Origin of the sequence: [Actinomadura] parvosata subsp. kistnae (assembly GCF_900323885.1) — a bacterium.
GTDB lineage: Bacteria > Actinomycetota > Actinomycetes > Streptosporangiales > Streptosporangiaceae > Nonomuraea > Nonomuraea composti.
This window is the reverse complement of the sequence record NZ_OOHJ01000011.1, coordinates 129,021-151,626: the sequence shown is the minus strand read 5'-3', so window position 1 is coordinate 151,626 and position 22,606 is coordinate 129,021. Positions and strand designations below refer to the sequence as shown.

The following is a 22,606-nucleotide window of genomic DNA, read 5'->3' as shown; positions in this document are numbered from 1 at the left end:
GCCCCGGCCCTCCTGGACCACAGGGCTTCCTCCTAGACCACGGGGCTTTCCATCAGCGCGGCGACGTCGGCGAACACGCGTTCACCTGCCGCTGCCGCGGCGGGCGACACCGTGTCCAGGGTGAGGAACCCGTGCACCATCCCGGGCTCGCGGCGGTGCGTGACCGGGACGCCCGCCTCCACCAGCCGGGCCGCGTACGCGTCGCCCTCGTCCCGCAGCGGGTCGTACTCGGCCGTCACGACGACAGCCCTCGGCAGCCCGCCGACCTGCGCGAACAGCGGGCTCACATCAGGCCGCGCCCGCATGCCCGGATCGGGCACCCAGCCCTCGACACCCCAGGCCACGTCGTCCACGTCCAGGCCCCAGCCGGTGGCCAGGGTGCGGGTGCTCGGCAGGGACAGGGTCAGGTCGGTGTTGGGGCAGACCAGCACCTGCGCGCCGGGCATCGGGCCGCCCGCGTCGCGGAGGCGCAGGCAGGCCAGCGCGACCAGGTGACCGCCGGCGCTGTCCCCCATGACGACCAGCGGCCCGCCACCCGCGTCGCCGTCTTCGGAGGCCCAGGTGATCGCGGTGAGGACGTCGTCCACCGCAGCCGGCCACGGGTGTTCCGGGGCGCGACGGTAGTCGACGGCCACCACGGTCGCGCCCGTGGTGGCGGCCAGGCGGCGGCAGACCCGGTCGTGGGAGTCGAGGTCGCCGATCGTCCACATCCCGCCATGGGCGTACACGACCGTCCCGCGCCGCACGGAGCCGGGCCGGTAGACGCGCACGGGAACACCCGCGGCGTCCCGATCGGACACCTCGGCGAGCTCCGGCCCGCGCGGCCGCGCCATCACCCGCTCGCGCTGGGCGCGCCGCACCGCCGCCGCGCCCAGCTCCCGCACCGACGGCCCGGGGGCGCGGGCCGCCTCGACGAACGCGGTCAGCTCCGGGTCGGCGAGCTCGTCGGTCTGGGCCGGTCGCATGAAATTCCCCCTCGGTGCGCGGACGCGGGCCCGCCCGGTGTGCGGTGCCGTCGCGGGTCACGCCGTACCCTATCGGGCCCGTCAGCCGGGGAAGCCGGGCGCCGAGACGCTGCCGCCCCAGGGCGGCAGCCGGTAGCGGTCGAGCTCGCGGACCTTGCCCGTGGTGACGTCGATCGCGTAGCGGGTCTCGCCCATGTCGCGCAGCCGGCCGTCGCCCGGCACCGGCGCGGTGCCGCCCAGTGCCAGCACCTCGTGCGCGTTGAGCCACTGGCCGAGCCGGTACGGCCCCATGTTCGGGGGCGCGTCCAGGCCCACCTCGGAGGCGACCTGGCCGCTCACCCGGTCCACGGTGACGATCTTGTCGTACGGCTCGCCGCTCGTCATGTGCTCGCCCTGCCGCGCGGGGCCGGTCAGCAGGGCGACGGTGGTGCCGTCCGGGCTGACGGTCCCCGCAATCATCCAGGTCGGCCAGTCGCGCAGGGCCTTGACCGCGCCGTCCGCCAGCACGCCGAACCGGCCGTTCCCGCGCTCCACCACCATGGGGACGCCCTCGTCGGCGGGATAGAGGAAGTACCACCCGCCGGGCACCTTCTCGACGACCTGCCCGCTCTCGACGTCCACCACGACCCGGGCGCGGCCGACCAGGTTGAGGCCGAGCCGGCTCCCGTCGGGGGAGAACGCGATCAGCGCGCCGTTCTTCACCATGGTGGCCCGCTCGACGTGCCGGGGGATCTCCCACACCTGGCCGGTGCCGAGCTCCCGGACGGCGAAGCGTTCCCGCCGCGGGTCGTAGTAGGCGATGCGCCGCCCGTCCTGGGAGATCGCCAGGGGCGCGGCGGTGTTCATGTAGTTCTTCTTGGTCTGGTCGGTGTAGATGCTCAGTGCGTCCGCGACCCGGTACCGCGTCCCGTCCGGCAGGACCACCTTCCACTGCAGGCACGTCTCGTCGGCGACGGGCGCGTTGTCCTCGCCGGGCTTCCACTTGTCCTGGCAGAAGTCGTAGTAGGCGTAGCGGACCGGCCCCACCCCGGAGGCGGGCAGGGTGGCGGTGACCGGGACGAGGTCTTCCGGGGACGGCTCGGGTAGCTCGGGAACGACCTGGTCGGGGGAGGGCGGGGGGCTCGCGGCGGGGCGTTCGCCGCCGTTCAGCAGGAGGGTGGCGGCGAGCGTCACGACGGTGACGGCGACCGCCGCGGAGCCGGCGATCAGGGCCGTCCGCACGCCATTGACCCGGTGGTCGTGAGATCTCGTCATCGCGGCACCTCCAGGGGCGGGCGGCGGATCTGTTCCGAGGCGACATGGCCGGCACCCTGATTCTGGACGAGCCGCGACCTTCTGGGAACGGGGGAATCGACGTCAGCCGGCCGGGCCGAGCATCGCCGCCGCCATCTCCTGCACGGAACGGGTGAAGCGCCGCGGATCGCCCGGCGTGGTCAGGTGCCGGATCAGGTCGCCGTCGAACGTGGCGAGCACGGCGTGGGCCAGGAAGTCCGCGTCGAGGCCGGGGCGTTCGGCGGCGAGCAGGGCGCTGACGTGGCCGTGCCAGAAGAGGTAGCTCGGGTCGCCGTACTTGTCCTCCGCGCAGGCCTGCTCGTGCGCCGCCAGCAGGACGGCGTTGCCCTCGGCGATGGCTCCGAGTCCGTCGAGGAAGGCGTGCAGCCGCTCGCGGGCGGGCGCTCCGGGCCCGAGGGGCGGCGGGCCGCTCACGACCGCCTCGCGCAGCTCGCGCGAACGCTCCTCCAGCAGCGCCTGCAGCAGCCCGGCCCGGCTCCCGAACCGCCGGAACACCGTGCCCTTCCCGACCCCGGCCAGCGCGGCGACCCGGTCGAGCGACACGTGGTCCCCGCCGCCCTCGGCCAGCAGCTGCTCGGTCGCGCGCAGCACCGCCAGGCGGTTGCGGGCGGCGTCGGCCCGTTCGGCCCGCTGGGCGCGGCCGGTCCCCGGGGCCGGTTCGGTCCGCGGGCGCGGTCGGTTCGCGGGGCCGGTTCGGTCCGCGGGGCGCGGTCGGTAGCGGTCATGTGGCCTCACAGGAACGGATGCGGACTACTGGTCCGATTATGCTACCGTCCTGACAAGCGGACCGCCGGTCCGCCTGATGGAAGGATGGACATGCGCGCACTCATCGTCGACCGGGACGCCCCCGGAGCCCTGCGCCTCGGCCCGACCGCCGACCCCGAGCCGGCGCCCCACCAGCTCCTCGTCGAGGTGCGGCACATCTCGCTCAACCGGGGCGAGGTCGCCTTCGCCGGCCGCCGCCCGGCCGGGACCGTGCACGGCTACGACGCCGCCGGAGTCGTCGTACGCGCGGCGGCCGACGGGACGGGGCCCGCCGAAGGGACAAGGGTCGCGGCGTTCGGGGAGGGAGCCTGGGCGGAGCGGATGGCCGTGGACGTCACCGCGGTCGCCGAGGTCCCCGCCGAGGTGGACCTCGCCGACGCCGCCGCGTTGCCGATGGCCGGCGTCACCGCGCTGCGCACGCTCCGTACCCGCGACATCCTGGGACGGCGGGTGCTGATCACCGGCGCCGCGGGTGGCGTCGGCCGGTACGCGGTGCAGCTCGCCGCCCTGGGCGGCGCCCACGTGATCGCCTCGGTGGGGTCGGCCCGGCGCGGTGAGGGGCTGGCCGAGCTGGGCGCCCACGAGGTGGTGGTCGGGCTGGAGGGCATCGACCGGCCCGTCGACCTCATCCTCGACAACGTGGGCGGGCCCCAGCTCGCCGCCGCCTGGCAGCTCCTGGCCGCCGGCGGGAGCGTGCAGAACATCGGCTGGGCCTCCGACGAGCCGGCCGTGTTCGAGCCGTACTCGCTGTTCTTCGTCGGGCCGGCCAAGACGATGAGCACGTTCGGCGACGTGCGGGAGGTGGGGCCGGATCTGGCGACGCTGCTCGGGTTCGCCGCGGCGGGGCGGCTCTCGTCCGAGATCGGCTGGCGAGGGCCGTGGGAGCGCTACGGCGAGGCGGCGCGGGCGCTGCTGGAGCGGCGCGTGGCGGGCAAGGCCGTCCTGGACGTGGTCCCGCCCGCCTGACGCCCCTTCACCCCGCGTTCTCGGCGCGGGCGCGGTCGATGTCGTCCGTCCGGTAGAGCCGCTCGGGAATGCTGGCCAGCCTGGACGAGTGCACCTGCGGCCCGAGGCCGTAGAGCTTCTGGAAGCTCATGATCAACGGCCGCCACGCGTCCGGGTCGATGTGGTCGTCCGTCCCGGCGAGCCGGATCTCCTCGTGCGCCCACACCCGCACCACCCGCACCTCGAACGTGAGCACCCCGCCGTCACCCACCGGATGCACCGCCTCCACCACGCACTCCATCGCCACCGGGCACTCGCCCACCCGCGGCGGCGCCACCGCCTCCGACGGCACGGCGGTCAGCCCCGCGTGCCCGAACTTGTCGCGCACATGCCGGTAACCCCGCTCGTACTTGCGCTCGGGCACCGGGTCGGAGCCCGTGGTGAGCGCCAGCCGGTCCACGGCAGCCGCGAGCGCGTCGGAGGGGAGGTTCAGCACGCATTCGCGGGTCCTGCGCAGGTTCGCGGCGGTCTTCGACCTGGCGCCGAGCCCGAGCATGCCGCGCCAGCCCAGCCAGAACGCGGACGACATGGGGGCCAGGTTGGGCGAGCCGTCCTCGTTGGAGGTGGAGATCAGGACGACGGGGGTGCCGAAGTAGAGGATGTTCGGTTCGATACGGACGTGGTCGGTGGTCATGATGTCGCTCATGAGCCATCAGTGTCGTGGCCGCTCCCGCCGGGCGCTGGCGGACTTCGGACCTCCCGTTCGGGCCTCCGTCCGAACGGTCAGGCGTGTGCGCCCAGGCAAGGCCGGTGGACCAGGCCGAGCAGGAGCGGCGCCACCCGGTCCAGGGGCACGACGTGGTCGACGATCTCGTCCTGGTCGATGCACGCCGCCGGCATGTCGAAGTGGATGCTGGTGGCGGCGTCGGTGGCGATGACGGTGCCGCCGAAGCGGTGCACGGCCGCGGCCCCCGTCGCCCCGTCGTTGCCCTTGCCCGACAGGACGACCGCGATGGCGTCCGGTCCCACGGCCAGGCCGAGGCTCACCAGCAGCAGGTCGGCGGAGGGCCGGGACGGCGGGTACTGGCCGGAAGGGCTCAGCGCGAGCCGCCGGCCGGCGGTCACCAGCAGGTGCGAGCCGGGCGGCGCGACCGCCACCCGCCCGGGGAGCAGCGGCTGGCCGTCGCGGGCCGCCGCCACCGGCAGCGGGGTGCGCCGGCCCAGGATCTCCGGCAGGACGCTCTTGTAGTCGGGCGCCATGTGCTGCAGCACGATCACGGCGGCGCGCAGGTCGGCGGGCAGGCCCGCCAGGACGGCGCCGGACGCGACGAGCCCCCCGGCCGAGGAGACGATGGCGACGACCGGGCCGCCGGCGGTGTCCGCCGAGGCAGGCCCTGGCCGGTCGATGCCGGAGACCATGACGGCGCTCCTTCCCCCAGGAGTCAGGAACGCGTGACGGCGCGCTCCTTGCCCGGACGTCGTGCCGGGGCTCCCGATTCCATGAGATGGCAGGTGATGTCGCCGTAGCAAGGGACTTAAGTCCCGATATTTCACTGTACGACGCCGCTGCCGTGCGCTGCTCCCCGAAGGCGGGCGAGCCCTCCCCGCGCATGATCCCGGAATTGTCGTGGGCGCTCGCTAGTGTCCCCGGTCATGGCACAAGCTCTGGCGGCGCACCCGGGCGCCCGACCCTCGTCCCCGCACCCCTGGGAGGAGACCCTCGCGAGGGTCACGGCCGGCGACGCTCCAGGGCTGGCGGCATACCTGAGCACGCTCGACGAGCCGGGCCGCAGGGCCGTCGCGGCACGGCTGCCCGCCTACGTGACCGCCACCGCGCGCACCGCGGGCTGGCGCGAGTGGGCCGCGCAGGGCAGGCCGCTCCTGGTGGCGGGCGTGGCCACGCTCACCGGCGCGGCGGCGGTGACGACGTGGCTGTTCCGGCGCGAGCTGCCCCGCTGGCTGGGCGAGCACGACGTCGAGCTGCTGCTCGGCCTGCTGCGCCGGCGCCCGGCCGCGTGGCGGGCCGACGTGGCCCGCCGCCTGGCCGCCCGCATGCGGCTGCCGCAGCCGCGGCACTGGGAGATCGCCGCCGCGCTGGTCCGCGAGACGGGCATCGAGCCGCCCGCCGACGAGGCGTTCGTCGTGGGATGGCTGCGCCGGCTGCGCCCGGAGACGGCCGGGCGCGACCCGCTGCTCGCCGCGTACGGGCCGCGCGTCTTCGAGATCGACGCCCTCGCCCAGGCGCCGCTCTGGCAGGTCGTCGAGACGGTCGCCCGGCTCGTCCACGACGGCCTGCTCGACCGCACGGCCGTGATCGACGCCGTCGTGCGGCGGATGCTGCGCGACGGCCCGGCGGCCCGGGCGGAGCTCGCGGGCCTGCACGACCGCCTCGACCTCGACATCGACGAGTCGGCTCGGCACGCCCGAGACTACGCGGGGCTCCTGCCCGCGGGCCCGGTCGCGGTGGCCGACGTGGCGCTGGCGCAGCTGCGCCGGCTGGAGGAGGCGGGGCGGCTCGCGGAGGAGCTGTTCGCCGAGGCGATGGGGGCGCTGGCGTTCCGGCCGGAGAAGAAGCTGCTGCGCGCGGCCGTGTCGTGGGCGGGCGACGCGGTGCTGCGTGACGCGGGCCGCGCCGACACCGTCCTCGCCGCCCTCGCCACGATCTTCACCCAAGACACCCTGGCGCTGCAGGAGCGCGCCGCCCGCCTGGCCGTCAGGCTCGCGCCGCAGGCCGGGCCCGCCGGGCGCGAGGCGGTCCGGCAGGCGGCCGCCGAGCTGCCCGCGGAGCTGCGGGAGAAGGTGTCGGCGGCCTACGGAGGCGACATCGCCGCGGCGGCGCCGCCCGTCGCGCCGCTGCTCCCGGCGGGGGAGGGGCCGGCGCTGCCGCCGCCCATCGCCTCGCCGGAGGAGCTGGTGCGAGAGCTGGCGGCGTTCGGGTGGCCGCCCGACGTGCACGCCTTCGAGCGCCTCCTCGCGGGCCTGGCCGCATGGTCGCACCGCGAGCCCGAACGGCTCCGGCAGGCGCTGCGGCCGTGGTGGCACCCGTTCAGCCCCGCCACCTACGGGCACCAGGGCCGCGAGCTGCGCGAAAGCCTGTTCACCGCCATGTCCCGCGCCTTCCTCGCCTTCGCCGCCCCCGAGCACAGCAGGAAGCTGACGGCGCAGGTCCCGAAGCGGCGCCTCGACGGCGCTCCCGGCGCTCCGGAGCGGCTCTACCGCCGCCGCGCCATGGAGCTGGTGACGCCCTTCGAGAACGGCACCGGCTACCCCGTCCTGCTGGCCACCCCCACGGCGGGCACCGGCCGGCTCGACCCGTCGGCGCTGCTCGACCGCCTGGAGCGGCTGGAGGCGGCGGGTGTGGCGGCCCTGCCCGCCGACCTGGCGCAGGCGCTCCTGCGGCTGCCTCGCCGGTTCGCCCCCGCCGACGTCGAGCGCGCCTCCCGGCTCACCTCGGCGGCCGGCCGCACCTGCGCCGCCTGGATGCGCGACGGCGGCCTCGCCGACCCGGAGGTCACCGTCGCCGTGCGGCCGACGACCTACGGTCTGACGCTGCACGCCAAGCTCGGCCCGCCGGCCCCGGGCCTGCCCGAGGAGATCCGCGCCCTGTACGAGCCGCGCGACGGCCACACCTACACGCTGACCTGGTGGCCCCTGGCCCTGCCCGCCCACCGCGAGCTCGCCGCCGCCCACCTGGTGGGCTACCTGCCCGCCTCCACCGACGCCAACGACCGGCAGACCCAGGCCCTGACCACCCTCGCCCACGGCGACGGTCCCCTCGGCCCCGCCGCCGCCCACGCCCTCGTCTGCGGCATGGGCCACGTCAACCCCGCCGAGCGGGCCGCCGCCACCGACGCCTTCCTCACGCTCGCCGCCCGCGGCGACCTCCCGGCCCGTTCGCTGGCCGACGCGGTGACCACCCTGGTCACGGCCGACCTCGTCAAGCTCAACCGGGTGGTCTCCGTCCTCGACGACGCCACCCAGGCGGGGCGCACGAGGAGGTGTGGGCGGTGATCTCCGGGGTGCTGGAGGGGCTGCTGCCCAAGGAGGGCGAGCGGCCCCGCGCCGGCGCGCCCGACCTGCTGGCGGCGGGCGCGCGGGCGGCCAGGATCGCGGGCGTACGAGCGGAGCTGCCGGAGGTGGCGGCGGTCGCGGCGCGCAAGGGGTCGAGCCGGCTGGTCATGGAGGCCCGCCGCCTCATCCAGCTCGTCACCCCGGCACCCTTACGCTGACCAGCGGTGCTGCGCCGGGGCGGATCGCTGGGCCGCATCCGATCGGATCGCCGGCGGCGCCGGAGCGGATCGCCTGCGCCCGCCGCAGCGGCCCGGATACGGCGCCGCACCGGACCGGTTCGCCTGCGCTCGCCGCATCGGCCCGAATGCGGTGCCGCACCGGGGCGGATCGCCTGCCTGCGCCGCATCGGTCCGGATGCGGCGTCGTGTCGGGGCGGTCAGCGGCGGCGGAGCAAGGTGATGCGCTGGCCGCCCAGCTCGGTCACGTACAGGTTGCCGTTGGCGCGGTCCTCGACGAGGTCGAGCGGCTGGGCGAACCCGGTCAGCCCCGCGATCCCGGTCGTCCGGTTGCTGAGCGCGCCGCCCGGCCCCACGTCGAACGTCATGATGTCCTGCCCCGTGCTGTATCGCACGATCATGAGCTTGCCCTGCAGCGGCCCCGCCGAGCGGTACTCGATGACGCCGTCCGCCGACGCGTGCGCGCCCGCGTCGAAGATCCCGGCCAGGTCCAGGTTCGGGTCCGGCAGCGTGCCGGCCGGGTAGGCGTTGACCTGGAACGGGTCGGCGGCGGCGGTCGGGTTGCCGCCGGTCAGCACCCATTCGCAACGGGCCGGCACCGGATGGCCGTAGTAGCGGCCGGGCTTGACGTCGAAGACGTAGTCGGTCTCGTCCTGAGGGTTGCCGGTGATCGCGGGCACCTGCGGGCCGGTGTAGCCGCGGCGCGCGCAGGAGGCGGGCAGCGGGCTCGGCGTGGCGGGCGTGTTGCCGCCGGCGGCCGAGCCGTTCGTGGGCGCGTACAGGTGGCCGTTGCTGTGCCAGACCAGGTCGTAGGCGTTGCGCACGCCGGTGGCGTACAAGGTGAGCGGGGCTCCGGCGGCGTAGGGGTCGTAGCCGCCGCCCGCCTCGGTCCGCACGTCCAGCGGGAGCGTCGCGGGCAGCCTTGCCGGGTCGAGCCGCAGCACGGCGGCGCTCAGCAGCCGCTCGGGCCGGCCGGCCCAGGCGCCGTCGGGCGCGCCCATGGCGTTCATGGAGCCCTGGGTGAGGTAGAGGGCGCCGTCGGGGCCGAACGCCAGCGAGTTCGTCTCGTGGTCGCGGGCCGAGCGGGGCAGCCCGGTGACGACCGCGGTGTAGGTGCCCAGGTTCGGGCCGCTCAGCCGGGCGATCCTGCTCGTCCACTCCGGTACGTCCGCGCCTGCGTACGCCTGGTTGTCGGTGATCCACAGGATCGGGGCGGCGGCCGTGGAGGCGGGGTCGAAGGCGAGGCCGATGACGGTGCGGTCGGCGCCGCCGTGCTCGTTCCGTACCGTATTGATGATCAGCTCGCCGGTCAGCGTCCCGTCGGCGTTGATCGTGTAGCGGCGGATCTGGCCGGTCAGCGTGGCCGCGTACAGGCGCCCGTCCGGCCCCTTCGCGACGCTCGTGTACGGCGCGCCGCCCGCCCCGGAGACGACCTTGTCGAAGGCGGGTTCGCCGCCCGGCGGCGAGCCGGTGGTGAAGACCATCGAGTACGGCTGGAAGGGGGCGCCGGAGGTGTCGGTGATCGCGCTGGTGATGTCGAGCCGGTAGAGGGTGTCCGGCTGGAGCGCGGTGGTGGGGGCGACGTTGATGGTGTCGCCGCCGCCGCTGGTGGCGACCTCGACCGGGACGGCGGCGCCATCGCTGACCCGCCTGATCGTGGCGCTGCCCGGGGTGAGCGAGCCGATGGCGACGCCGCCCGCGATCAGCCGCAGGTCGGCGACCACGGCGCCGGTCACGGGGACACCGGTGGCGCGGTTGGCCGGGGTGGTGCGCCGCACGCTCGGGGCGGGGGTGGTGAGCTGGGTGACGTCCACGTAGTCGAGCTTGGTGTTGACGCCGCCGGCGGCGCTGAGCGTGAGCCGGCCGTCGGTGACCGTGACGGTCCTGGTGACGGTGCGGTGGCGTTCGGCGGTGGACGGGGTGAAGGCGGCGATGCCGTTCTGGTCCTCGACGTCGAGCCAGTGGCGGCTGTCGGTGTGGGACGGGTCGCCGACCGCCGCCGTGACCCGGTAGGCGCCGGCCGGCACCGCGAGCTCCCAGGCGCCCGGCGTCCTGACGCCCGCCGAGCCCGCGGGCAGTTGCATGTGGACCAGCGTGTCCAGGCGCACATCCGCGCCGGTGGCGCGGTTGCGGCCGTTGCCGACCAGCGACAGCGGGGTGGTGGTGCCCTCCTGGACCCAGCCGTACGTCAGGCCGCCGGAACGCGGCCCGTACGCCTCGCCGAAGTCGCGGACGTACCCCGTGGGCGGGGCCGTGGCCTGGTCCGAGAAGTTCACCTTCACGTCGAGGGGCGCGAGCGCGATCAGGACCGCGAGTAACGGGATGTGCATGCCGGACCTCGACTCGATCGTCTGGGAAGCCACTCGGGCGCACCGGTACGATCCGCACATTCAGCACCGGGTTCAGCGCTTGTGACGGTAACTCCGGCAGAAGATCGAATCCACAGCCGCTTCCGTGCTCTCTTGCGGTTACCGGGAAACCGTAGGAGAGTGAGGGCCGACGTGGCAGAACGTACCTGACGGAGGACCTCATGGGGAGCAAGCAGGCCAGCGCCCTGTACGACGAAGCGGACCTGCGGCGGGCCGACTCCCTGGCGCGGGAGATCTTCTCCGACGTCGCCAACAAGTGGGCGCTGCTCATCATCGAGACCCTCGGCGACCGCACGCTGCGCTTCAGCGAGCTGCGGGACCAGGTCGAGGGCATCAGCCACAAGATGCTCACCCAGAACCTGCGCATGCTGGAGCGCAACGGCCTGGCCGAGCGGACGGTGCACCCGACGGTGCCGCCACGCGTCGAGTACACCCTCACCGGGCCGGGGCGCGCCCTGCGGGCGACGGTCGATCTGATCTGCGACTGGACGCACGAGCACCTGAGCCACATCGAGTCCGCCCGCCATCGCTTCGACACCTAACCTCAGGCGTCCGGCGACATTAGCCGTCCCGCGACCTCAGGCGTCCGTGGCCTTGGCCGTCCCGCGACCTGAGGCGTCCCGCGACCTTGCCGTCCCGTGGCCCTAGCCGTCCTGCGGCCTTAGCCGTCCTGCGGCCTTAGCCGTCCCTTGACCTTAGGCGTCCCGCCGGATGAAGGAGATCGCGGCGACCGCCAGGGCGGCGGCGAGCCAACACCCCAGCACCAGCCCGCCCTCGAACGGGCTCAGCCCCGCCCCCGCCTGGTACAGGCGGGCACCGGCCGCACCCGGCAGGTACCCGGCCAGCGAGGTGACGCCGGCCAGGACCGGCGGCAGCACGAGGACGAGCGCCAGCACCACGGCGGACGCGGCGACGGCGTCCCTGACGAGGGCGGCCACGGCCAGCGCGAGCAGCCCGATCAGCACGAGGTACGCGGCGGCACGCAACAGCACCGCCACATCCTCACCACCCACCAGGCCGCCACCACTCACCAGGCCGCCACCGTCCGCCAGGCCGCCACCATTCACCAGGCCAGCACCGTCCGCCAGGCCGCCACCGCCCACCGGGCCATCATCGCCCACCGAGCCGCCACCGCCCACCGGGCCGCCACTGTCCAGCCGGCCGTCATCGCGCACCAGGCCGCCACCATGCACGATCATGGCACCGGTGAGGGCCGCCGCCACGGTGAGCAGCGCCGTCATGCCCCCCGTGATCAGATAGGCGGTCACCTTCCCGGCCATCAGCAGCAACCGGCCCGGGACGGCGGTGAGGGTGGTGCGGGCCTGGCTGCCGGCGTACTCGGAGGCGACGGCCAGCACCCCCAGCACGAGGAGCCCCGTCTGGGCGTAGTCGACGGCGTGCAGCGCCGCGTCCACCGCGCCGAGCGGCCGGTCGGACGGCGCGGCGGCCAGGGCCGCGCCGAGCCCGGCGGCGACGACGACGGTGACGGCGATCGTGACGAGGACGGCGGGGAGCGTGCGCAGCTTGGCCAGCTCCGCCGCCACGGTGTTCCACGGATGGTTGCTCATCACGCGTCCCTGCGCAGGAAGACTGTGACGGCGACCGCGAGAAGCGCGACCGCCCAGCCCGCCATGACGAACGCGCCGGTCAGCGGCTCGACCATCGACTCGGCGGGGTACCCGGTGGCGAACATCTGCGCGCCCGCGACGTCCGGCAGGTACCTGGCCAGCGGGGTCACCTTGGTGAGCAGGAACGTGACCGAGACGAGAGTGGTGTTCGCGATGAAGGCCACCATGGGGACGATGCCGCTGCGCGTCATGACCGTGACGGCGAACGCGATCAACGCCGTGAGCACCCAGTACGCCACCGCCCCGGCCGGCCGCCACCCGAGCGCCGCCACCACCTCGCCCATCGGGGTGCCGCGGTCACCCAGCATGACCCGGGACATCAGGATCGCGCCGCCGATGGTGACGGCCGCGACGGCGCCACTGGCCAGGACCAGCGCGACGGCCTTGGCGGCGAGCAGCCTGCCGCGCCGCGGGACGGCGGTGAGCGTGACGGGGATCTGACGGCCGCCGCCCGCGTCCTTGCCGTTGACGGCGTACTCACTGCTGATGATCACAATGCCCAGGACGATCACGCTGATCACGCCCGGGGCGCTCATGTTCAGCGCGAGGTCGAGGCGGGAGCCGTCGTCGGGGGCGCCCGCGTCGAGCCGGTCGCGCAGCCGTCCGACGGACATGGCGGTGACGCCGAGCGTGAACACGGTGCCCAGAGCGGTGGCGACCAGGGCCGAGGGGAGCGTGACGAGCTTGCGCAGCTCGGCGCCGACCGCGCCGTAGCCGCTCATCGCCCGCTCGCGGCGTCGGTGAGCGCGAAGAAGGCCTCTTCGAGCGAGGCGTGCCCGGCGGTGACCTCGGCGAGCGGGCCGGCGGCGATCACCCGTCCCGCGCTGATCACCACCAGGTCGTCCGCGGTCTCCGCCATCTCGCTCATGAGATGGCTGGACAGCAGCACCGTACGCCCGTCGGCGGCGTACTCCCTGAGCAGCCGGCGGATCCACCGGATCCCGTCCGGGTCGAGGCCGTTGACCGGCTCGTCCAGCACCAGCACGGCCGGCTCACCCAGCAGCGCGGCGGCCATACCGAGCCGCTGCCCCATCCCCAGCGAGAACCCGCCGACCCGCCTGCCGGCCGCGTCCGCCAGCCCCACCTGCTCCAGCACCTCACCCACCCGCCGCTTGGGGATGCCGTTGCTGTGCGCCACCCACCCCAGGTGGGCGCGCGCCGTCCTGGACCGGTGGGCGCCGCTGCCTTCCAGCAGCGAGCCGACTGTGCGCAGCGGATCGCGCAGCTCACGGTACGGCCTGCCGCCGATGAGCGCGGAGCCCGCGTCGGCGCGGTCCAGGCCGAGCAGGATGCGCAGCGTGGAGGACTTGCCCGCGCCGTTGGGGCCGAGGAAACCTGTGACGCGGCCGGGGCGGACGGCGAACGAGACGTCCTGGATGGCGGCTCTTCCGCCGTGGTATTTGGTCAGACCGGTGATTTCGATCATGGTTCTCAGCGTCCCAGTAGGGGCGCGGCGCGCGCGTCGGCCAAAGGTTGACATCGGTGCTGCGGCCCGCGGTGTGGGGCGTGCTTCGCAACGCGGTCTTGTGCCGGTCGGCCGGCTGGGCGCCGTTCGGGTCGGTGAGTCAACGCTCGCGTACGAGCCGTTCCAGATCGGCCACCACCTGTTCGACGCCCGGCAGCGTGAGCATGGCCAGCCGTGCCGCACGCGCCACACCCTGGACGGACCGGTCGCTCAGCACGGCGCGGCACGCGGCGGCCACCGCCTCCCCGCTCTGCCCGCCGGCCTGACACCCCAGCCGCAGCGCCGCCACGCGGCGCGCATTGTGCGGCTGGTCACCGAACAGCGGCAGGACCACCATCGGGGTCGCCGTGCGCATGGCCTCGCGGACGCTGTTGTAGCCGCCGTGCGTGACGAACAGGTCGGCGCACTCCAGCAGCAGCGGCTGCGGGACCCACTCGGCCAGATGGACGTGCGGCGCCGCCCGTATGTCGCCGAGCGGCACGCCACCCGTGGCGACGACGGCCGTGCACGGCAGCAGGGACAAACCCTCGATCAGCGCGCGCAACGCCCGTTCGGGGTGAGGGAAGCCGGAGGAGGGCCCGTGGGCGGCGGCAACCTCCCGTGCCGGTGAGGGCTCGTCGGTGGCTGCGACCTCCCGTGCCGGCGAGGGCTTGTGGCCGCTGGCGACCTCGCGCGCCGTGCTGCCGATCGCGGCGTAAACCAGCGGCCGACCGGGTGCCGCCCCAGTCACCCACGCGGGCAGGACGGCCGCCGGATCCCGGTCGAGCGGCTGACGGTAGCGCAGCGCCGGGATCCGGTGGCAGGCGAAGGAGTAGTGCTCGGGCACGTAGTCGATGCGACCACAGGGCGCCACGGAACGCGGGTCGTCGCAGGCGGGCAACCCCGCTGCGGCGCGGAGCCGGTTCAGCGCGGACAGGACGGACGCGGGCGGCAGGACGTTCGCGGTGCCCGACGGCATGGACAGGTGCGGCACGCCGAGCCGCTCGGCCACCAGAATCCCGGCGAGATCCATCCCGTCACGCACGATCACATCGGGCCGCCAACCCTCCGCGACGGCCAGTAACGCGGGCCACGCGGTGTCGGTCGTCCCTGCCAGCATGTCCAGGATGAAGGGCGGCCACGGATCCTCGCCGGCGCGGCCGGGCGGCCCTGGCGAGCGCCCGCTGTCCCGGATGAACGCCTGCAGATCCGGCAGACAGGCGACAACCCGCGGCCCGGCGCCGATCGCGTTTTCGAGGCCGACGGCGCCGAGGACGTGAGCGGGGCCGGCGGTGGCAGCGGAGGCGTGCGCGAGGTCGGCGGTGGTGGCGATCAGCACGTCGTGCCCGGCGTCGGCCAGCGCGCGGGCGAGGGGACGCAGGGCGTGGATGTGCGAGCGGGAGCCGGTCACCGTGCACAGGACCCGCATCGGCCGGCCGCTCATGCCGGGTCGCGGGGCCGGACCACGACGTACCCCTGCGCCTCGTGGCGGATCGCGGTGGCGCCGTACAGGCTGTGCAGCACCGGCATCGTCTTGTGGTAGCAGAGCACGGACGACGGGACACCGAAGACCTCAGGCGTGTTGAACAGGGTGGGCAGCTCCGCCCACAGGTAGGCGAGCCCCGCCCGCACCATCTCCGCCTCCCTGCCCGGCGGCGGCGCACCGCCGTTCTGGGCCCGCAGGACGTGACGCACATGGTCCTCACAGGCCCGCCCGACGCGCTCGTCCCTGGCGGCCACGTCCTCGAGCCGCCGGCGCACAGCCCGATAGCCGGGCAGCTCCACACACTGCGACAGGGACCTCACCCGCACCCGGGCCATGGTCGCACCGCGCACCCCGACCGTCCCCACCGAACCGGTCGCCCCCACCACCCCCGCTGTGCCGATCACCTCAGGCACCCTGACAGCCTCGATGGACTCGACCGCGCGCCTGATGCGGCGCCGAGTGTCGCGTACGGCCCTGGCCGCGCGAGCCGGAGCCTTGTGCGGCGGGTAACCGGCCGCGACGAGCATGCTGTCGAGGTGCAGGTCGGCGTAGACGACGTCGATGGTGGCGAAACGCCGCCACGCCCATTCCAGCAGGGCCGTGAGCCGCCGCTGGGTGAAGTAGCCGTTGTTCGCGCTCACGCCGATCAACGCGTGCTCCCCTCGCGCGAGGAGCTTTCCGCAGGCAGGCGTGTACGGCCGCGCGTCGAGGACGAGCGGGTCACCCTCGGGTGGTCTGGATGAGGTCGGACTCATGGAGCAAGGCCCCCAGCCTCTCGCACAGGTGGTCGAGGAAGTGGTCGAGGTCGCGTTCGGTCATGGCCCCGCACATGACGTCGTCCAGCTCGGCGCGGAGGGCGGCGACGTCCTCGTTTCCCGCTCCCGCCCTGATCGCGAGGGCCAGGACGCGGCGGGCGGCGTCGAGGCAGCGCAGCGGGCCGTACGCGGCGGGTTCGTCGAGCAGGCCGCGGCCGCTGCTGAGCAGGTAGGCGGCGAGCAGGAGGAGCTCTTCGCCGATCTCACGCGCGGTCATGGCGGCCCCAGAAGTCATGACTTATCACCTCTTTCTGGTCGCGCCGGGGCGCTCGCGTGGGCAGCCTGGCGGGATGGCCGACGGGGACGAGCAGCACGGGGTCGATGTGCGCGGGCAGACCGAGCAGCCGCCGCACCGGGCCCGCGCGGAAGCTGGCGACCGGGCATGCGCCCAGCCCGAGGGCGTGCGCGGCCAGCAGCAGGTTCTGGACCGCCATGGCCACGCACAGCAGCCCCTCGTCCCACGGGCCTGGGCGGCGGCGGGCCGTACGGGAGCGGTCGAAGCAGGCCGCGACGAGCAGCGGCGGACGGTCGATGACGCCGGGGGAGAAGGCCGTGACCAGCCGCAGCGTACGGGGATCGCGGACGGCGACGAAGGCCCACGCCTGCCGGTTGGAGGCCGACGGCGCGGCCACCATCGCCTCCAGCATCAGCTCGACCAGCTCGTCGCCGACGGGACGATCGGTGAACTGCCGCACGACCGTGCGGGTGAGCAGCATCCGGAGAGCGTCGGGGGTCCCCTCGTCCATGACCTTCCTCACGCCAAACGCTACAGATAGCAATTATTTGACTACATAGAGTAGCATACCCTCAAAGGGCGCATCTCGCGGAGAACGCCCGCGGAGAGGAGCCGAGATGCTGAGCAACGTCCTGCCCGCCGCCCTGCCACCGCAGATCCCCGCCGGCTGGCGGACGGGGCCACCCGACTTCGTCGGCGTCGGCGCCATGAAGGCGGGCACGACCTGGTGGTGGGCGGTGCTGGCCAGGCATCCCGCCATCGCGACGCCACGCGAGCCGCCCGCCGGCCAGAGCGAGGAGACGCTCGCCGAGCTGCACCAGCGCCAGTACGGCAACAGGCGACCGCCGGCCGGCGAGCCGATCACCGCCCTCCACCGGCGTCTCTACGGCACCAAGGAAGTGCACTTCTTTGACCATTACGGGCAGGTCGAGCAGATCGACCCGGCCGCCTACCACCGCTACTTCCCCCGCCCGCCCGGCCACCTCGCGGGCGAATGGACACCCCGCTACATGTACGACTTCTGGACCCCGCCGATGTTGCGCGCCGCCGCCCCGGACACCAAACTGCTCGTCCTGCTACGCGACCCCCTCGAACGCCTCCTGTCGGCCCTCGGCCACAACCACGCCTGGGCCCCCTCAGCGCCGCCCGCCGCCGTCATCGACCACCAGTTCCACCGCTCCCTGTACTGGCGCCAGCTCCAGTGGCTGCTCGCCCACTTCCCCCGCGAGCAACTGCTCGTCCTGCAGTACGAGCAGTGCGTCGCCGACCCCGTCGCCCAGGCCCGCCGCACCTTCACCTTCCTCGGCCTGGACCCGCGGGCTGCGCCCTCGGCCGGCGAGCTCACCAAGCGGGTCGGCCGCAGCTACACCCGCCCCGACCTCTCCCCAGCCACCACCGACGCGTTCATGCGGGCACTCGCCCCCGACCTCGCCCGGCTGCTGGAGGAGTTCCCCGATCTCGACGCGAACCTGTGGCCCAGCCTGCGCACGCTCGCCTGAGCCGGTCAGGGCTGCCCGCCACCGACGAACGAGCGGGGACGCTCACACTCCCCCTGAACCGGCCTGCATATCCGCCCCGCTGAACCGGCCGGGATGGTGGCACCATGGCTGCCGTCTCGGCCGTTGGGCCAATCGCGCCGTGAGGGCATCGCGTCCGCCGTTTCCGCCTGCATCGGCGACGGGCGCCGGCTTGACCCGCTCCCCGCCGCGCGCAGTGTGCGTCTTCGAGAGCTGGGCGGCAGCACTCCTCCTCAGCCGGCGGCCAGGAGGGAGCCTCCGTCGACGGTGAGCACGGTGCCGGTGACGAACGCGTTCTCCATCAGGTACAGGTTCGTCGCCGCGATCTGGTCCGCCTCGCCGACCGCCTTGACCAGCGTTTGTTCGGCGCGCGCGGCGATCATCGCGTCGAGTTGCGGTTGCGGCAGGCCGTCCCACATCGGCGTGTGGACGGCGCCGGGCCGGACCGCGTTGACGCGGATCGGAGCCAGGTCGACGGCCAGGCCGCGGGCGAAGCCTTCGAGGGCGGCGGCAGCGCCGGCCATGAGCGCCGCGCCGGGCATCGGGCGGACGCCGATGATCCCGCCGGTCAGCACGATCGAACCGCCCGGCCTGATGCGCGGCGCCGCGTGCTTGACCGCGGCGACCACGCCCCAGAAGCGGACGTCCAACAGCCGCCGGGCCTCGTCGAGCGGCAGGTCTCGCAACGGCCGCGGGTCCAGGGCGTCGCCCGCGGTGTAGACGAGATGGTCGAGCGTGCCGACGCGTTCGAACAGGGCGGCGACGTCCGCCTCGTCGCGTGCGTCGGTGACGAGGCCGTCGCAGGTGTCCGGCAGCTCGGCCAGAGCCTTTTCCAGCCGCTCTGGGCGGCTGGACGCGATCGTGACGGACGCGCCGGCCTCCGCCGCCGCACGGGCCGTTGCCAGGCCCAGGCCCGAACTGCCGCCGATGACGACGACGCGCTGATTGGCCAGAGACATGATCATCCTCCAGGAGGGGTTGTGATGACTCAGTGAGACATCACGCTAGCACTGATGGCTCACTGAGTCATCACTGCTAGGATGGCGGCATGCCACGGTGGGACCCGAAAGCTCAGGAACGGCTTCGCGCCGCCGCCCTGGAACTGTTCGTCGAGCAGGGATACGAGAACACCACCGTCACCCAGATCACCGAGCGCGCCGGCCTCACCCGCCGCACGTTCTCCCGCTACTTCACCGACAAACGCGACGTGCTGTTCGCCGGATCCGAGCAGCTTCCCGACGCCGTGTCCGCCGCCGTCCTGCGCGCCGACGCCACACTCCCGCCCTTCCAGGCCCTGCTCGCCGCCCTGGCCGACATCGGCGGCTTGTTCGCCGATCTGGTCCCGCACGCCGCACAACGCCGCGCCATCATCGCCTCCAGCCCTGAGCTGCAGGAACGCGAGCGAACCAAGCTGGCCGCCGTCGCCGAAGCCCTGGCCGCGGCACTGCGGGAACGAGGCGCCACCACCTCGGAGGCGAAGCTGCTCGCACAGGTCGGCATCGCCGTCTTCCAAACGGCGTTCGAACGCTGGACCGACCAGCCCGAGCACGCCGACTTCACCGCCTGCGTCCATGAGACGGTGGCCGAACTCGCCTCCAGCCTGGCCCCAACCGCCGCCCTCGTCACGACGCCTGAGCCCGAAAGCTCCTAGCTCCAGCCCGCACGCCCTCCTAGCCTCAGCCCGCGAGCGGCTCCTCGCTTCCGCTCATCCGCTGAGGTCAATCCGGTTCCTCGGCTGAGGTCCACCCGTATCGTCGGCTGAGGTCCGCTCGCCTCATCCGCTGAGGTTCAGCCACATCCTCGGCCTGAGGTCTGCTCGCCTCATCCGCTGAGGTTCAGCCACATCCTCGGCCTGAGGTCCGCCTGCGTCACCCGCTGAGGTCCACCCGCATCACCCGCTCAGGCTCGCTTGCCTCACCCGCGGACGTTCATCCGCCTCATCGGCTGAGGTTCACCTGCGTGCGAACGCGTCAGTCGGGACCGATCGCAGGCCGTACCCTCGCCTCGGAAGGACGACCGGACAGGGCCGGCAGACATCACCCCTCTCGTCCCGCGCCTGGTGGAGCGTCGGATCAGAAGTCCATGTCGCCGCCGCCCGGCATGGCCGGGGCGGCGGGGGTCTTCTCGGGCTTCTCGGCGATGACGGCCTCGGTCGTCAGGAACAGCGCCGCGATGGAGGCGGCGTTCTGCAGCGCCGAGCGCGTCACCTTGGCCGGGTCGATGATGCCCGACTCGAACATGTTGACGTACTCGCCGGAGGCCGCGTTCAGGCCCTCACCCCGGGTGAGGTTGCGCACCTTCTCGACCACGACGCCGCCCTCGAGACCGGCGTTGACCGCGATCTGCTTGAGCGGCTCCTCCAGCGCCTTCTTGACGATGGCGGCACCGGTGGCCTCGTCGCCGTTCAGCTCCAGCTTGTCGAACGCCTTGGCGCCGGCCTGCAGCAGCGCCACGCCACCGCCGGGCACGATGCCCTCCTCGACGGCCGCCTTGGCGTTGCGCACGGCGTCCTCGATGCGGTGCTTGCGCTCCTTCAGCTCGACCTCGGTCGCCGCACCGGCCTTGATCACCGCGACGCCGCCGGCGAGCTTGGCCAGCCGCTCCTGCAGCTTCTCACGGTCGTAGTCGGAGTCGGTGCGCTCGATCTCGGCGCGGATCTCGTTGACCCGGCCGGAGATCTGCTCGGCGTCACCGGCGCCGTCGACGATGGTGGTCTCGTCCTTGGTCACCACGACCTTGCGGGCGCGGCCCAGCAGGTCGAGGGTGGCGGTCTCCAGCTTGAGGCCGACCTCCTCGGCGATGACCTGGCCGCCGGTCAGGATCGCGATGTCGTTCAGCATCGCCTTGCGGCGGTCGCCGAAGCCCGGCGCCTTCACCGCCACCGACCTGAAGACCCCCTTCATCTTGTTGACCACCAGGGTCGCCAGGGCCTCGCCCTCCACGTCCTCGGCGATGACCAGCAGCGGCTTGCCCGACTGCACGACCTTGTCGAGCAGCGGCAGCACGTCCCTGTTGGCGGACACCTTGCCGCTGACGATCAGCACGTACGGGTCGTCGAGGACCGCTTCGAGCCGGTCGGCGTCGGTGATGAACAGCGGGGCGATGTAGCCCTTGTCGAAGCGCATGCCCTCGGTGAGCTCGAGCTCGAGGCCGAAGGTGTTGCTCTCCTCGACGGTGATGACGCCTTCCTTGCCGACCTTGTCCATCGCCTCGGCGATGAGCGAGCCGATCTCGGCGTCGGCGGCGGAGATGGAGGCGGTGGAGGCGATTTGCTCCTTGGTCTCCACGTCCTTGGCCAGCTTGGACAGCTCCTCGCTGACGCGCTCGACGGCGGCCTCGATGCCCTTCTTCAGGGCCATCGGGTTGGCGCCGGCGGCGACGTTGCGCAGACCCTCACGCACCAGCGCCTGGGCGAGCACGGTGGCGGTGGTGGTGCCGTCACCCGCGACGTCGTCGGTCTTCTTGGCGACTTCCTTGACCAGCTCGGCGCCGATCTTCTCCCAAGGGTCCTCGAGCTCGATCTCCTTGGCGATGGACACACCGTCGTTGGTGATCGTGGGAGCGCCCCACTTCTTCTCCAGCACGACGTTGCGGCCCTTGGGGCCGAGGGTCACCTTGACGGCGTCGGCGAGCTGGTTCATACCGCGCTCGAGACCGCGCCGGGCGTCCTCATCGAACGCGATCATCTTTGAAGCCATCGTCACTCCTGTTCTGGTTGGATCTTTCTGGTTCTTGAGCCGCATCCGGGGTGGTTGCCGCGTGTACCGCCACGTCCGCGCCCGGACAGCGCGGTCGCCAGGTCCGCGGGCAGGTGGCCCGTCCCGCCGGTCCAGGTCCGCGCGGGCAGGCTGCGCTGCCAGGTCGGCCTCCTTTCGGGCCGTGTCGCCAGGTCCGGGCCCTTGCGGCGGTCCGGGCCGCTCGGTTCGCGTCTGTGCCGCCCGTGCCGCCGGGTCCGCGTTCGGGCAGCATGTGCTGTCGCGTGCGTGGACAGGCGGCACGCCCCGCACCGGTGTGCGTCGGGACGGAGCCCGCGACGGACGGTCCGCAGCGCATGACGTCGGAGCCTGCGAAACCTCACCGTCCCGGTGCACACCGGGTGGTTGGCACTCCGCTTCGGGGAGTGCCAGGCGTTGCCCCGCACTCTACACACAACTTGCGCGTCACGCACAGGTTGCGTGCCACGCATCATCCGGTAGGCTTCACGTCATGAACGACGACGCCATGGATCTGCGGACACGGAACAAGCAGGCCACCCGGGAGGCGATCGGTCATGCCGCGCTACGGCTGGCCATCGAGCAGGGCCCCAACGGGTTGGCGCTCGTTCGTGTGCACGACATCGCCAGCGCCGCGGGCGTCTCGCCCCGCACGTACAACAACTACTTCTCCAGCAGGGAGGAGGCGATCTGCGCCTTCCAGGCCGACCAGTCGCGGCGCGTGGGGCAGGCGCTGCGCTCCAGACCGTCGGCGGAGCCGCTGGAGGAGGCCGTGATCGCGGCGGTGACCGAGCTCTACACCGACCCCGAGCCCGACCGGGCCGGCCTGGCCATGATCATGTCGACGCCCGCGCTGGAGGGCGAGGCGCTCAAGGCGTTCAGCATGGCGGAGGGCCCGCTCGCCGAGGCCATCGCCGAGCGCACCGGCACCGACCCCCGTCGCGACCTGTTCCCGGCCGTTACGGCTGCCGCGGTCGCCGGCGCCATCCGTGTGGCCGGTCGCCACTGGCTGCAGCCCGGCGTCACCGGCTCCTTCGCCACCATCCTGCGCAGCGCCTTGTCCTGCGTCTTCACGGCCGCACCGACGACCCATGGGCCAGGAAAGGCCGGTGGCGACGGCGACGACTGACTTCTGCCCATGAATTCGTGGGTTTGCCAGCTCGTCCCGCATGGTGCTCGTCTAC

22 protein-coding genes are annotated in these 22,606 nt (G+C 73.5%); 7 read left to right on the top strand and 15 right to left on the bottom strand.

Going from position 1 to position 22,606, the window contains the following annotated elements:
• Positions 1-32: 32 nt before the first annotated feature.
• The 3 genes from KIS93_RS11375 to KIS93_RS11365 all read right to left on the bottom strand — a co-directional run bounded on the left by KIS93_RS11375 (position 33) and on the right by KIS93_RS11365 (position 2,849).
• Positions 33-965, bottom strand: coding sequence for an alpha/beta hydrolase (locus tag KIS93_RS11375; RefSeq protein ID WP_080040020.1), 933 nt, complete (start codon positions 963-965; stop codon positions 33-35).
• 81 nt (positions 966-1,046) lie between these two features.
• Entirely contained in the window at positions 1,047-2,219 is a 1,173-nt protein-coding gene (locus tag KIS93_RS11370) for a hypothetical protein (RefSeq protein ID WP_155127846.1), read from the bottom strand.
• 102 nt (positions 2,220-2,321) lie between these two features.
• Positions 2,322-2,849, bottom strand: coding sequence for a TetR/AcrR family transcriptional regulator (locus KIS93_RS11365; protein WP_246005252.1), 528 nt, complete (start codon positions 2,847-2,849; stop codon positions 2,322-2,324).
• A gap of 225 nt (positions 2,850-3,074) precedes the next feature.
• Between KIS93_RS11365 and KIS93_RS11360 the strand changes: the two genes are divergently transcribed.
• The gene (locus KIS93_RS11360; RefSeq protein ID WP_080046887.1) at positions 3,075-3,989 is read left to right on the top strand and encodes a zinc-binding dehydrogenase; all 915 of its coding nucleotides are present in this window, start codon (positions 3,075-3,077) and stop codon (positions 3,987-3,989) included.
• A 7-nt stretch (positions 3,990-3,996) separates the two neighbouring features.
• On the opposite strand, the gene KIS93_RS11355 is transcribed toward KIS93_RS11360, so the two are convergent.
• Both KIS93_RS11355 and KIS93_RS11350 read right to left on the bottom strand, forming a co-directional pair.
• Positions 3,997-4,674: a flavin reductase family protein gene (locus KIS93_RS11355; RefSeq protein WP_080040018.1), complete on the bottom strand. Its 678-nt coding sequence runs from the start codon at positions 4,672-4,674 to the stop codon at positions 3,997-3,999.
• A 77-nt stretch (positions 4,675-4,751) separates the two neighbouring features.
• Positions 4,752-5,387 (bottom strand): chemotaxis protein CheB, encoded by a 636-nt coding sequence (locus KIS93_RS11350; protein WP_080040017.1) that lies wholly within the window; start codon positions 5,385-5,387, stop codon positions 4,752-4,754.
• A 234-nt stretch (positions 5,388-5,621) separates the two neighbouring features.
• Between KIS93_RS11350 and KIS93_RS11345 the strand changes: the two genes are divergently transcribed.
• Together KIS93_RS11345 and KIS93_RS11340 are read left to right on the top strand one after the other, a co-directional pair.
• The gene (locus KIS93_RS11345; protein WP_186404103.1) at positions 5,622-7,979 is read left to right on the top strand and encodes a DUF6493 family protein; all 2,358 of its coding nucleotides are present in this window, start codon (positions 5,622-5,624) and stop codon (positions 7,977-7,979) included.
• On the top strand, positions 7,976-8,197 hold the full coding sequence (locus tag KIS93_RS11340; RefSeq protein ID WP_186404102.1) for a hypothetical protein: 222 nt from the start codon (positions 7,976-7,978) through the stop codon (positions 8,195-8,197). Before KIS93_RS11345 ends, KIS93_RS11340 begins: the two co-directional genes overlap by 4 nt.
• A 218-nt stretch (positions 8,198-8,415) precedes the next feature.
• Here the strand turns inward: KIS93_RS11340 and KIS93_RS11335 are convergent, their stop codons facing one another.
• Positions 8,416-10,545 (bottom strand): PQQ-dependent sugar dehydrogenase, encoded by a 2,130-nt coding sequence (locus tag KIS93_RS11335; RefSeq protein ID WP_222107403.1) that lies wholly within the window; start codon positions 10,543-10,545, stop codon positions 8,416-8,418.
• Between the two features lie 200 nt (positions 10,546-10,745).
• Between KIS93_RS11335 and KIS93_RS11330 the strand changes: the two genes are divergently transcribed.
• Positions 10,746-11,126, top strand: coding sequence for a winged helix-turn-helix transcriptional regulator (locus tag KIS93_RS11330; RefSeq protein ID WP_080040014.1), 381 nt, complete (start codon positions 10,746-10,748; stop codon positions 11,124-11,126).
• A gap of 153 nt (positions 11,127-11,279) precedes the next feature.
• On the opposite strand, the gene KIS93_RS11325 is transcribed toward KIS93_RS11330, so the two are convergent.
• The 7 genes from KIS93_RS11325 to KIS93_RS11295 all read right to left on the bottom strand — a co-directional run bounded on the left by KIS93_RS11325 (position 11,280) and on the right by KIS93_RS11295 (position 16,703).
• Positions 11,280-12,152, bottom strand: a complete 873-nt coding sequence (locus KIS93_RS11325; protein ID WP_080040013.1) for a hypothetical protein — start codon at positions 12,150-12,152, stop codon at positions 11,280-11,282.
• Complete coding sequence (locus KIS93_RS11320) at positions 12,152-12,934, bottom strand: hypothetical protein (RefSeq protein WP_080040012.1); 783 nt, start codon at positions 12,932-12,934, stop codon at positions 12,152-12,154. The genes KIS93_RS11325 and KIS93_RS11320 overlap by 1 nt, the downstream gene beginning before the upstream one ends.
• Positions 12,931-13,638: an ABC transporter ATP-binding protein gene (locus tag KIS93_RS11315; protein WP_080040011.1), complete on the bottom strand. Its 708-nt coding sequence runs from the start codon at positions 13,636-13,638 to the stop codon at positions 12,931-12,933. Before KIS93_RS11315 ends, KIS93_RS11320 begins: the two co-directional genes overlap by 4 nt.
• Positions 13,639-13,777: 139 nt before the next feature.
• Entirely contained in the window at positions 13,778-15,100 is a 1,323-nt protein-coding gene (locus KIS93_RS11310) for a glycosyltransferase (protein ID WP_222107402.1), read from the bottom strand.
• Positions 15,097-15,897 (bottom strand): tRNA-dependent cyclodipeptide synthase, encoded by an 801-nt coding sequence (locus tag KIS93_RS11305; protein WP_080040009.1) that lies wholly within the window; start codon positions 15,895-15,897, stop codon positions 15,097-15,099. The genes KIS93_RS11310 and KIS93_RS11305 overlap by 4 nt, the downstream gene beginning before the upstream one ends.
• The gene (locus KIS93_RS11300) at positions 15,863-16,174 is read right to left on the bottom strand and encodes a DUF6092 family protein (protein WP_246005251.1); all 312 of its coding nucleotides are present in this window, start codon (positions 16,172-16,174) and stop codon (positions 15,863-15,865) included. The genes KIS93_RS11305 and KIS93_RS11300 overlap by 35 nt, the downstream gene beginning before the upstream one ends.
• Complete coding sequence (locus KIS93_RS11295; protein WP_080040008.1) at positions 16,161-16,703, bottom strand: nitroreductase family protein; 543 nt, start codon at positions 16,701-16,703, stop codon at positions 16,161-16,163. Before KIS93_RS11295 ends, KIS93_RS11300 begins: the two co-directional genes overlap by 14 nt.
• Positions 16,704-16,809: 106 nt before the next feature.
• Here KIS93_RS11295 and KIS93_RS11290 point away from each other — a divergent pair, with 106 nt between their 5' ends.
• Positions 16,810-17,691, top strand: a complete 882-nt coding sequence (locus tag KIS93_RS11290; protein ID WP_186404100.1) for a sulfotransferase — start codon at positions 16,810-16,812, stop codon at positions 17,689-17,691.
• A 251-nt stretch (positions 17,692-17,942) separates the two neighbouring features.
• Here KIS93_RS11290 and KIS93_RS11285 read toward each other — a convergent pair whose 3' ends face one another.
• Positions 17,943-18,668 carry an SDR family oxidoreductase gene (locus tag KIS93_RS11285; RefSeq protein WP_080046885.1) on the bottom strand — a complete coding sequence of 242 codons (726 nt, stop codon included), beginning with the start codon at positions 18,666-18,668 and terminating at the stop codon, positions 17,943-17,945.
• An 89-nt stretch (positions 18,669-18,757) separates the two neighbouring features.
• Here KIS93_RS11285 and KIS93_RS11280 point away from each other — a divergent pair, with 89 nt between their 5' ends.
• On the top strand, positions 18,758-19,360 hold the full coding sequence (locus KIS93_RS11280) for a TetR family transcriptional regulator (RefSeq protein ID WP_080040005.1): 603 nt from the start codon (positions 18,758-18,760) through the stop codon (positions 19,358-19,360).
• Positions 19,361-19,781: 421 nt separating this feature from the next.
• Here the strand turns inward: KIS93_RS11280 and groL are convergent, their stop codons facing one another.
• Positions 19,782-21,407 carry a chaperonin GroEL gene (gene groL / locus KIS93_RS11275; RefSeq protein ID WP_080040004.1) on the bottom strand — a complete coding sequence of 542 codons (1,626 nt, stop codon included), beginning with the start codon at positions 21,405-21,407 and terminating at the stop codon, positions 19,782-19,784.
• 508 nt (positions 21,408-21,915) lie between these two features.
• On the opposite strand from groL, the gene KIS93_RS11270 reads away from it, so the two are divergent.
• Positions 21,916-22,551, top strand: a complete 636-nt coding sequence (locus tag KIS93_RS11270) for a TetR/AcrR family transcriptional regulator (RefSeq protein ID WP_080040003.1) — start codon at positions 21,916-21,918, stop codon at positions 22,549-22,551.
• The last annotated feature ends 55 nt before the right edge of the window (positions 22,552-22,606 follow it).

Excerpts from the sequence above, each read along its gene's own strand:
- KIS93_RS11375 (WP_080040020.1), bottom strand. The coding sequence starts at position 965 with ATGCGACCGGCCCAGACCGACGAGCTCGCCGACCCGGAGCTGACCGCG.
- KIS93_RS11305 (WP_080040009.1), bottom strand. The coding sequence starts at position 15,897 with ATGAGTCCGACCTCATCCAGACCACCCGAGGGTGACCCGCTCGTCCTC.
- groL (WP_080040004.1), bottom strand. The coding sequence starts at position 21,407 with ATGGCTTCAAAGATGATCGCGTTCGATGAGGACGCCCGGCGCGGTCTC.
- KIS93_RS11310 (WP_222107402.1), bottom strand. The coding sequence starts at position 15,100 with ATGAGCGGCCGGCCGATGCGGGTCCTGTGCACGGTGACCGGCTCCCGC.
- KIS93_RS11295 (WP_080040008.1), bottom strand. The coding sequence starts at position 16,703 with ATGGACGAGGGGACCCCCGACGCTCTCCGGATGCTGCTCACCCGCACG.
- KIS93_RS11345 (WP_186404103.1), top strand. The coding sequence starts at position 5,622 with ATGGCACAAGCTCTGGCGGCGCACCCGGGCGCCCGACCCTCGTCCCCG.
- KIS93_RS11300 (WP_246005251.1), bottom strand. The coding sequence starts at position 16,174 with ATGACCGCGCGTGAGATCGGCGAAGAGCTCCTCCTGCTCGCCGCCTAC.
- KIS93_RS11370 (WP_155127846.1), bottom strand. The coding sequence starts at position 2,219 with ATGACGAGATCTCACGACCACCGGGTCAATGGCGTGCGGACGGCCCTG.
- KIS93_RS11330 (WP_080040014.1), top strand. The coding sequence starts at position 10,746 with ATGGGGAGCAAGCAGGCCAGCGCCCTGTACGACGAAGCGGACCTGCGG.
- KIS93_RS11270 (WP_080040003.1), top strand. The coding sequence starts at position 21,916 with ATGAACGACGACGCCATGGATCTGCGGACACGGAACAAGCAGGCCACC.
- KIS93_RS11350 (WP_080040017.1), bottom strand. The coding sequence starts at position 5,387 with ATGGTCTCCGGCATCGACCGGCCAGGGCCTGCCTCGGCGGACACCGCC.
- KIS93_RS11325 (WP_080040013.1), bottom strand. The coding sequence starts at position 12,152 with ATGAGCAACCATCCGTGGAACACCGTGGCGGCGGAGCTGGCCAAGCTG.
- KIS93_RS11315 (WP_080040011.1), bottom strand. The coding sequence starts at position 13,638 with ATGATCGAAATCACCGGTCTGACCAAATACCACGGCGGAAGAGCCGCC.
- KIS93_RS11285 (WP_080046885.1), bottom strand. The coding sequence starts at position 18,668 with ATGTCTCTGGCCAATCAGCGCGTCGTCGTCATCGGCGGCAGTTCGGGC.
- KIS93_RS11280 (WP_080040005.1), top strand. The coding sequence starts at position 18,758 with ATGCCACGGTGGGACCCGAAAGCTCAGGAACGGCTTCGCGCCGCCGCC.
- KIS93_RS11320 (WP_080040012.1), bottom strand. The coding sequence starts at position 12,934 with ATGAGCGGCTACGGCGCGGTCGGCGCCGAGCTGCGCAAGCTCGTCACG.
- KIS93_RS11290 (WP_186404100.1), top strand. The coding sequence starts at position 16,810 with ATGCTGAGCAACGTCCTGCCCGCCGCCCTGCCACCGCAGATCCCCGCC.
- KIS93_RS11360 (WP_080046887.1), top strand. The coding sequence starts at position 3,075 with ATGCGCGCACTCATCGTCGACCGGGACGCCCCCGGAGCCCTGCGCCTC.
- KIS93_RS11355 (WP_080040018.1), bottom strand. The coding sequence starts at position 4,674 with ATGAGCGACATCATGACCACCGACCACGTCCGTATCGAACCGAACATC.
- KIS93_RS11335 (WP_222107403.1), bottom strand. The coding sequence starts at position 10,545 with ATGCACATCCCGTTACTCGCGGTCCTGATCGCGCTCGCGCCCCTCGAC.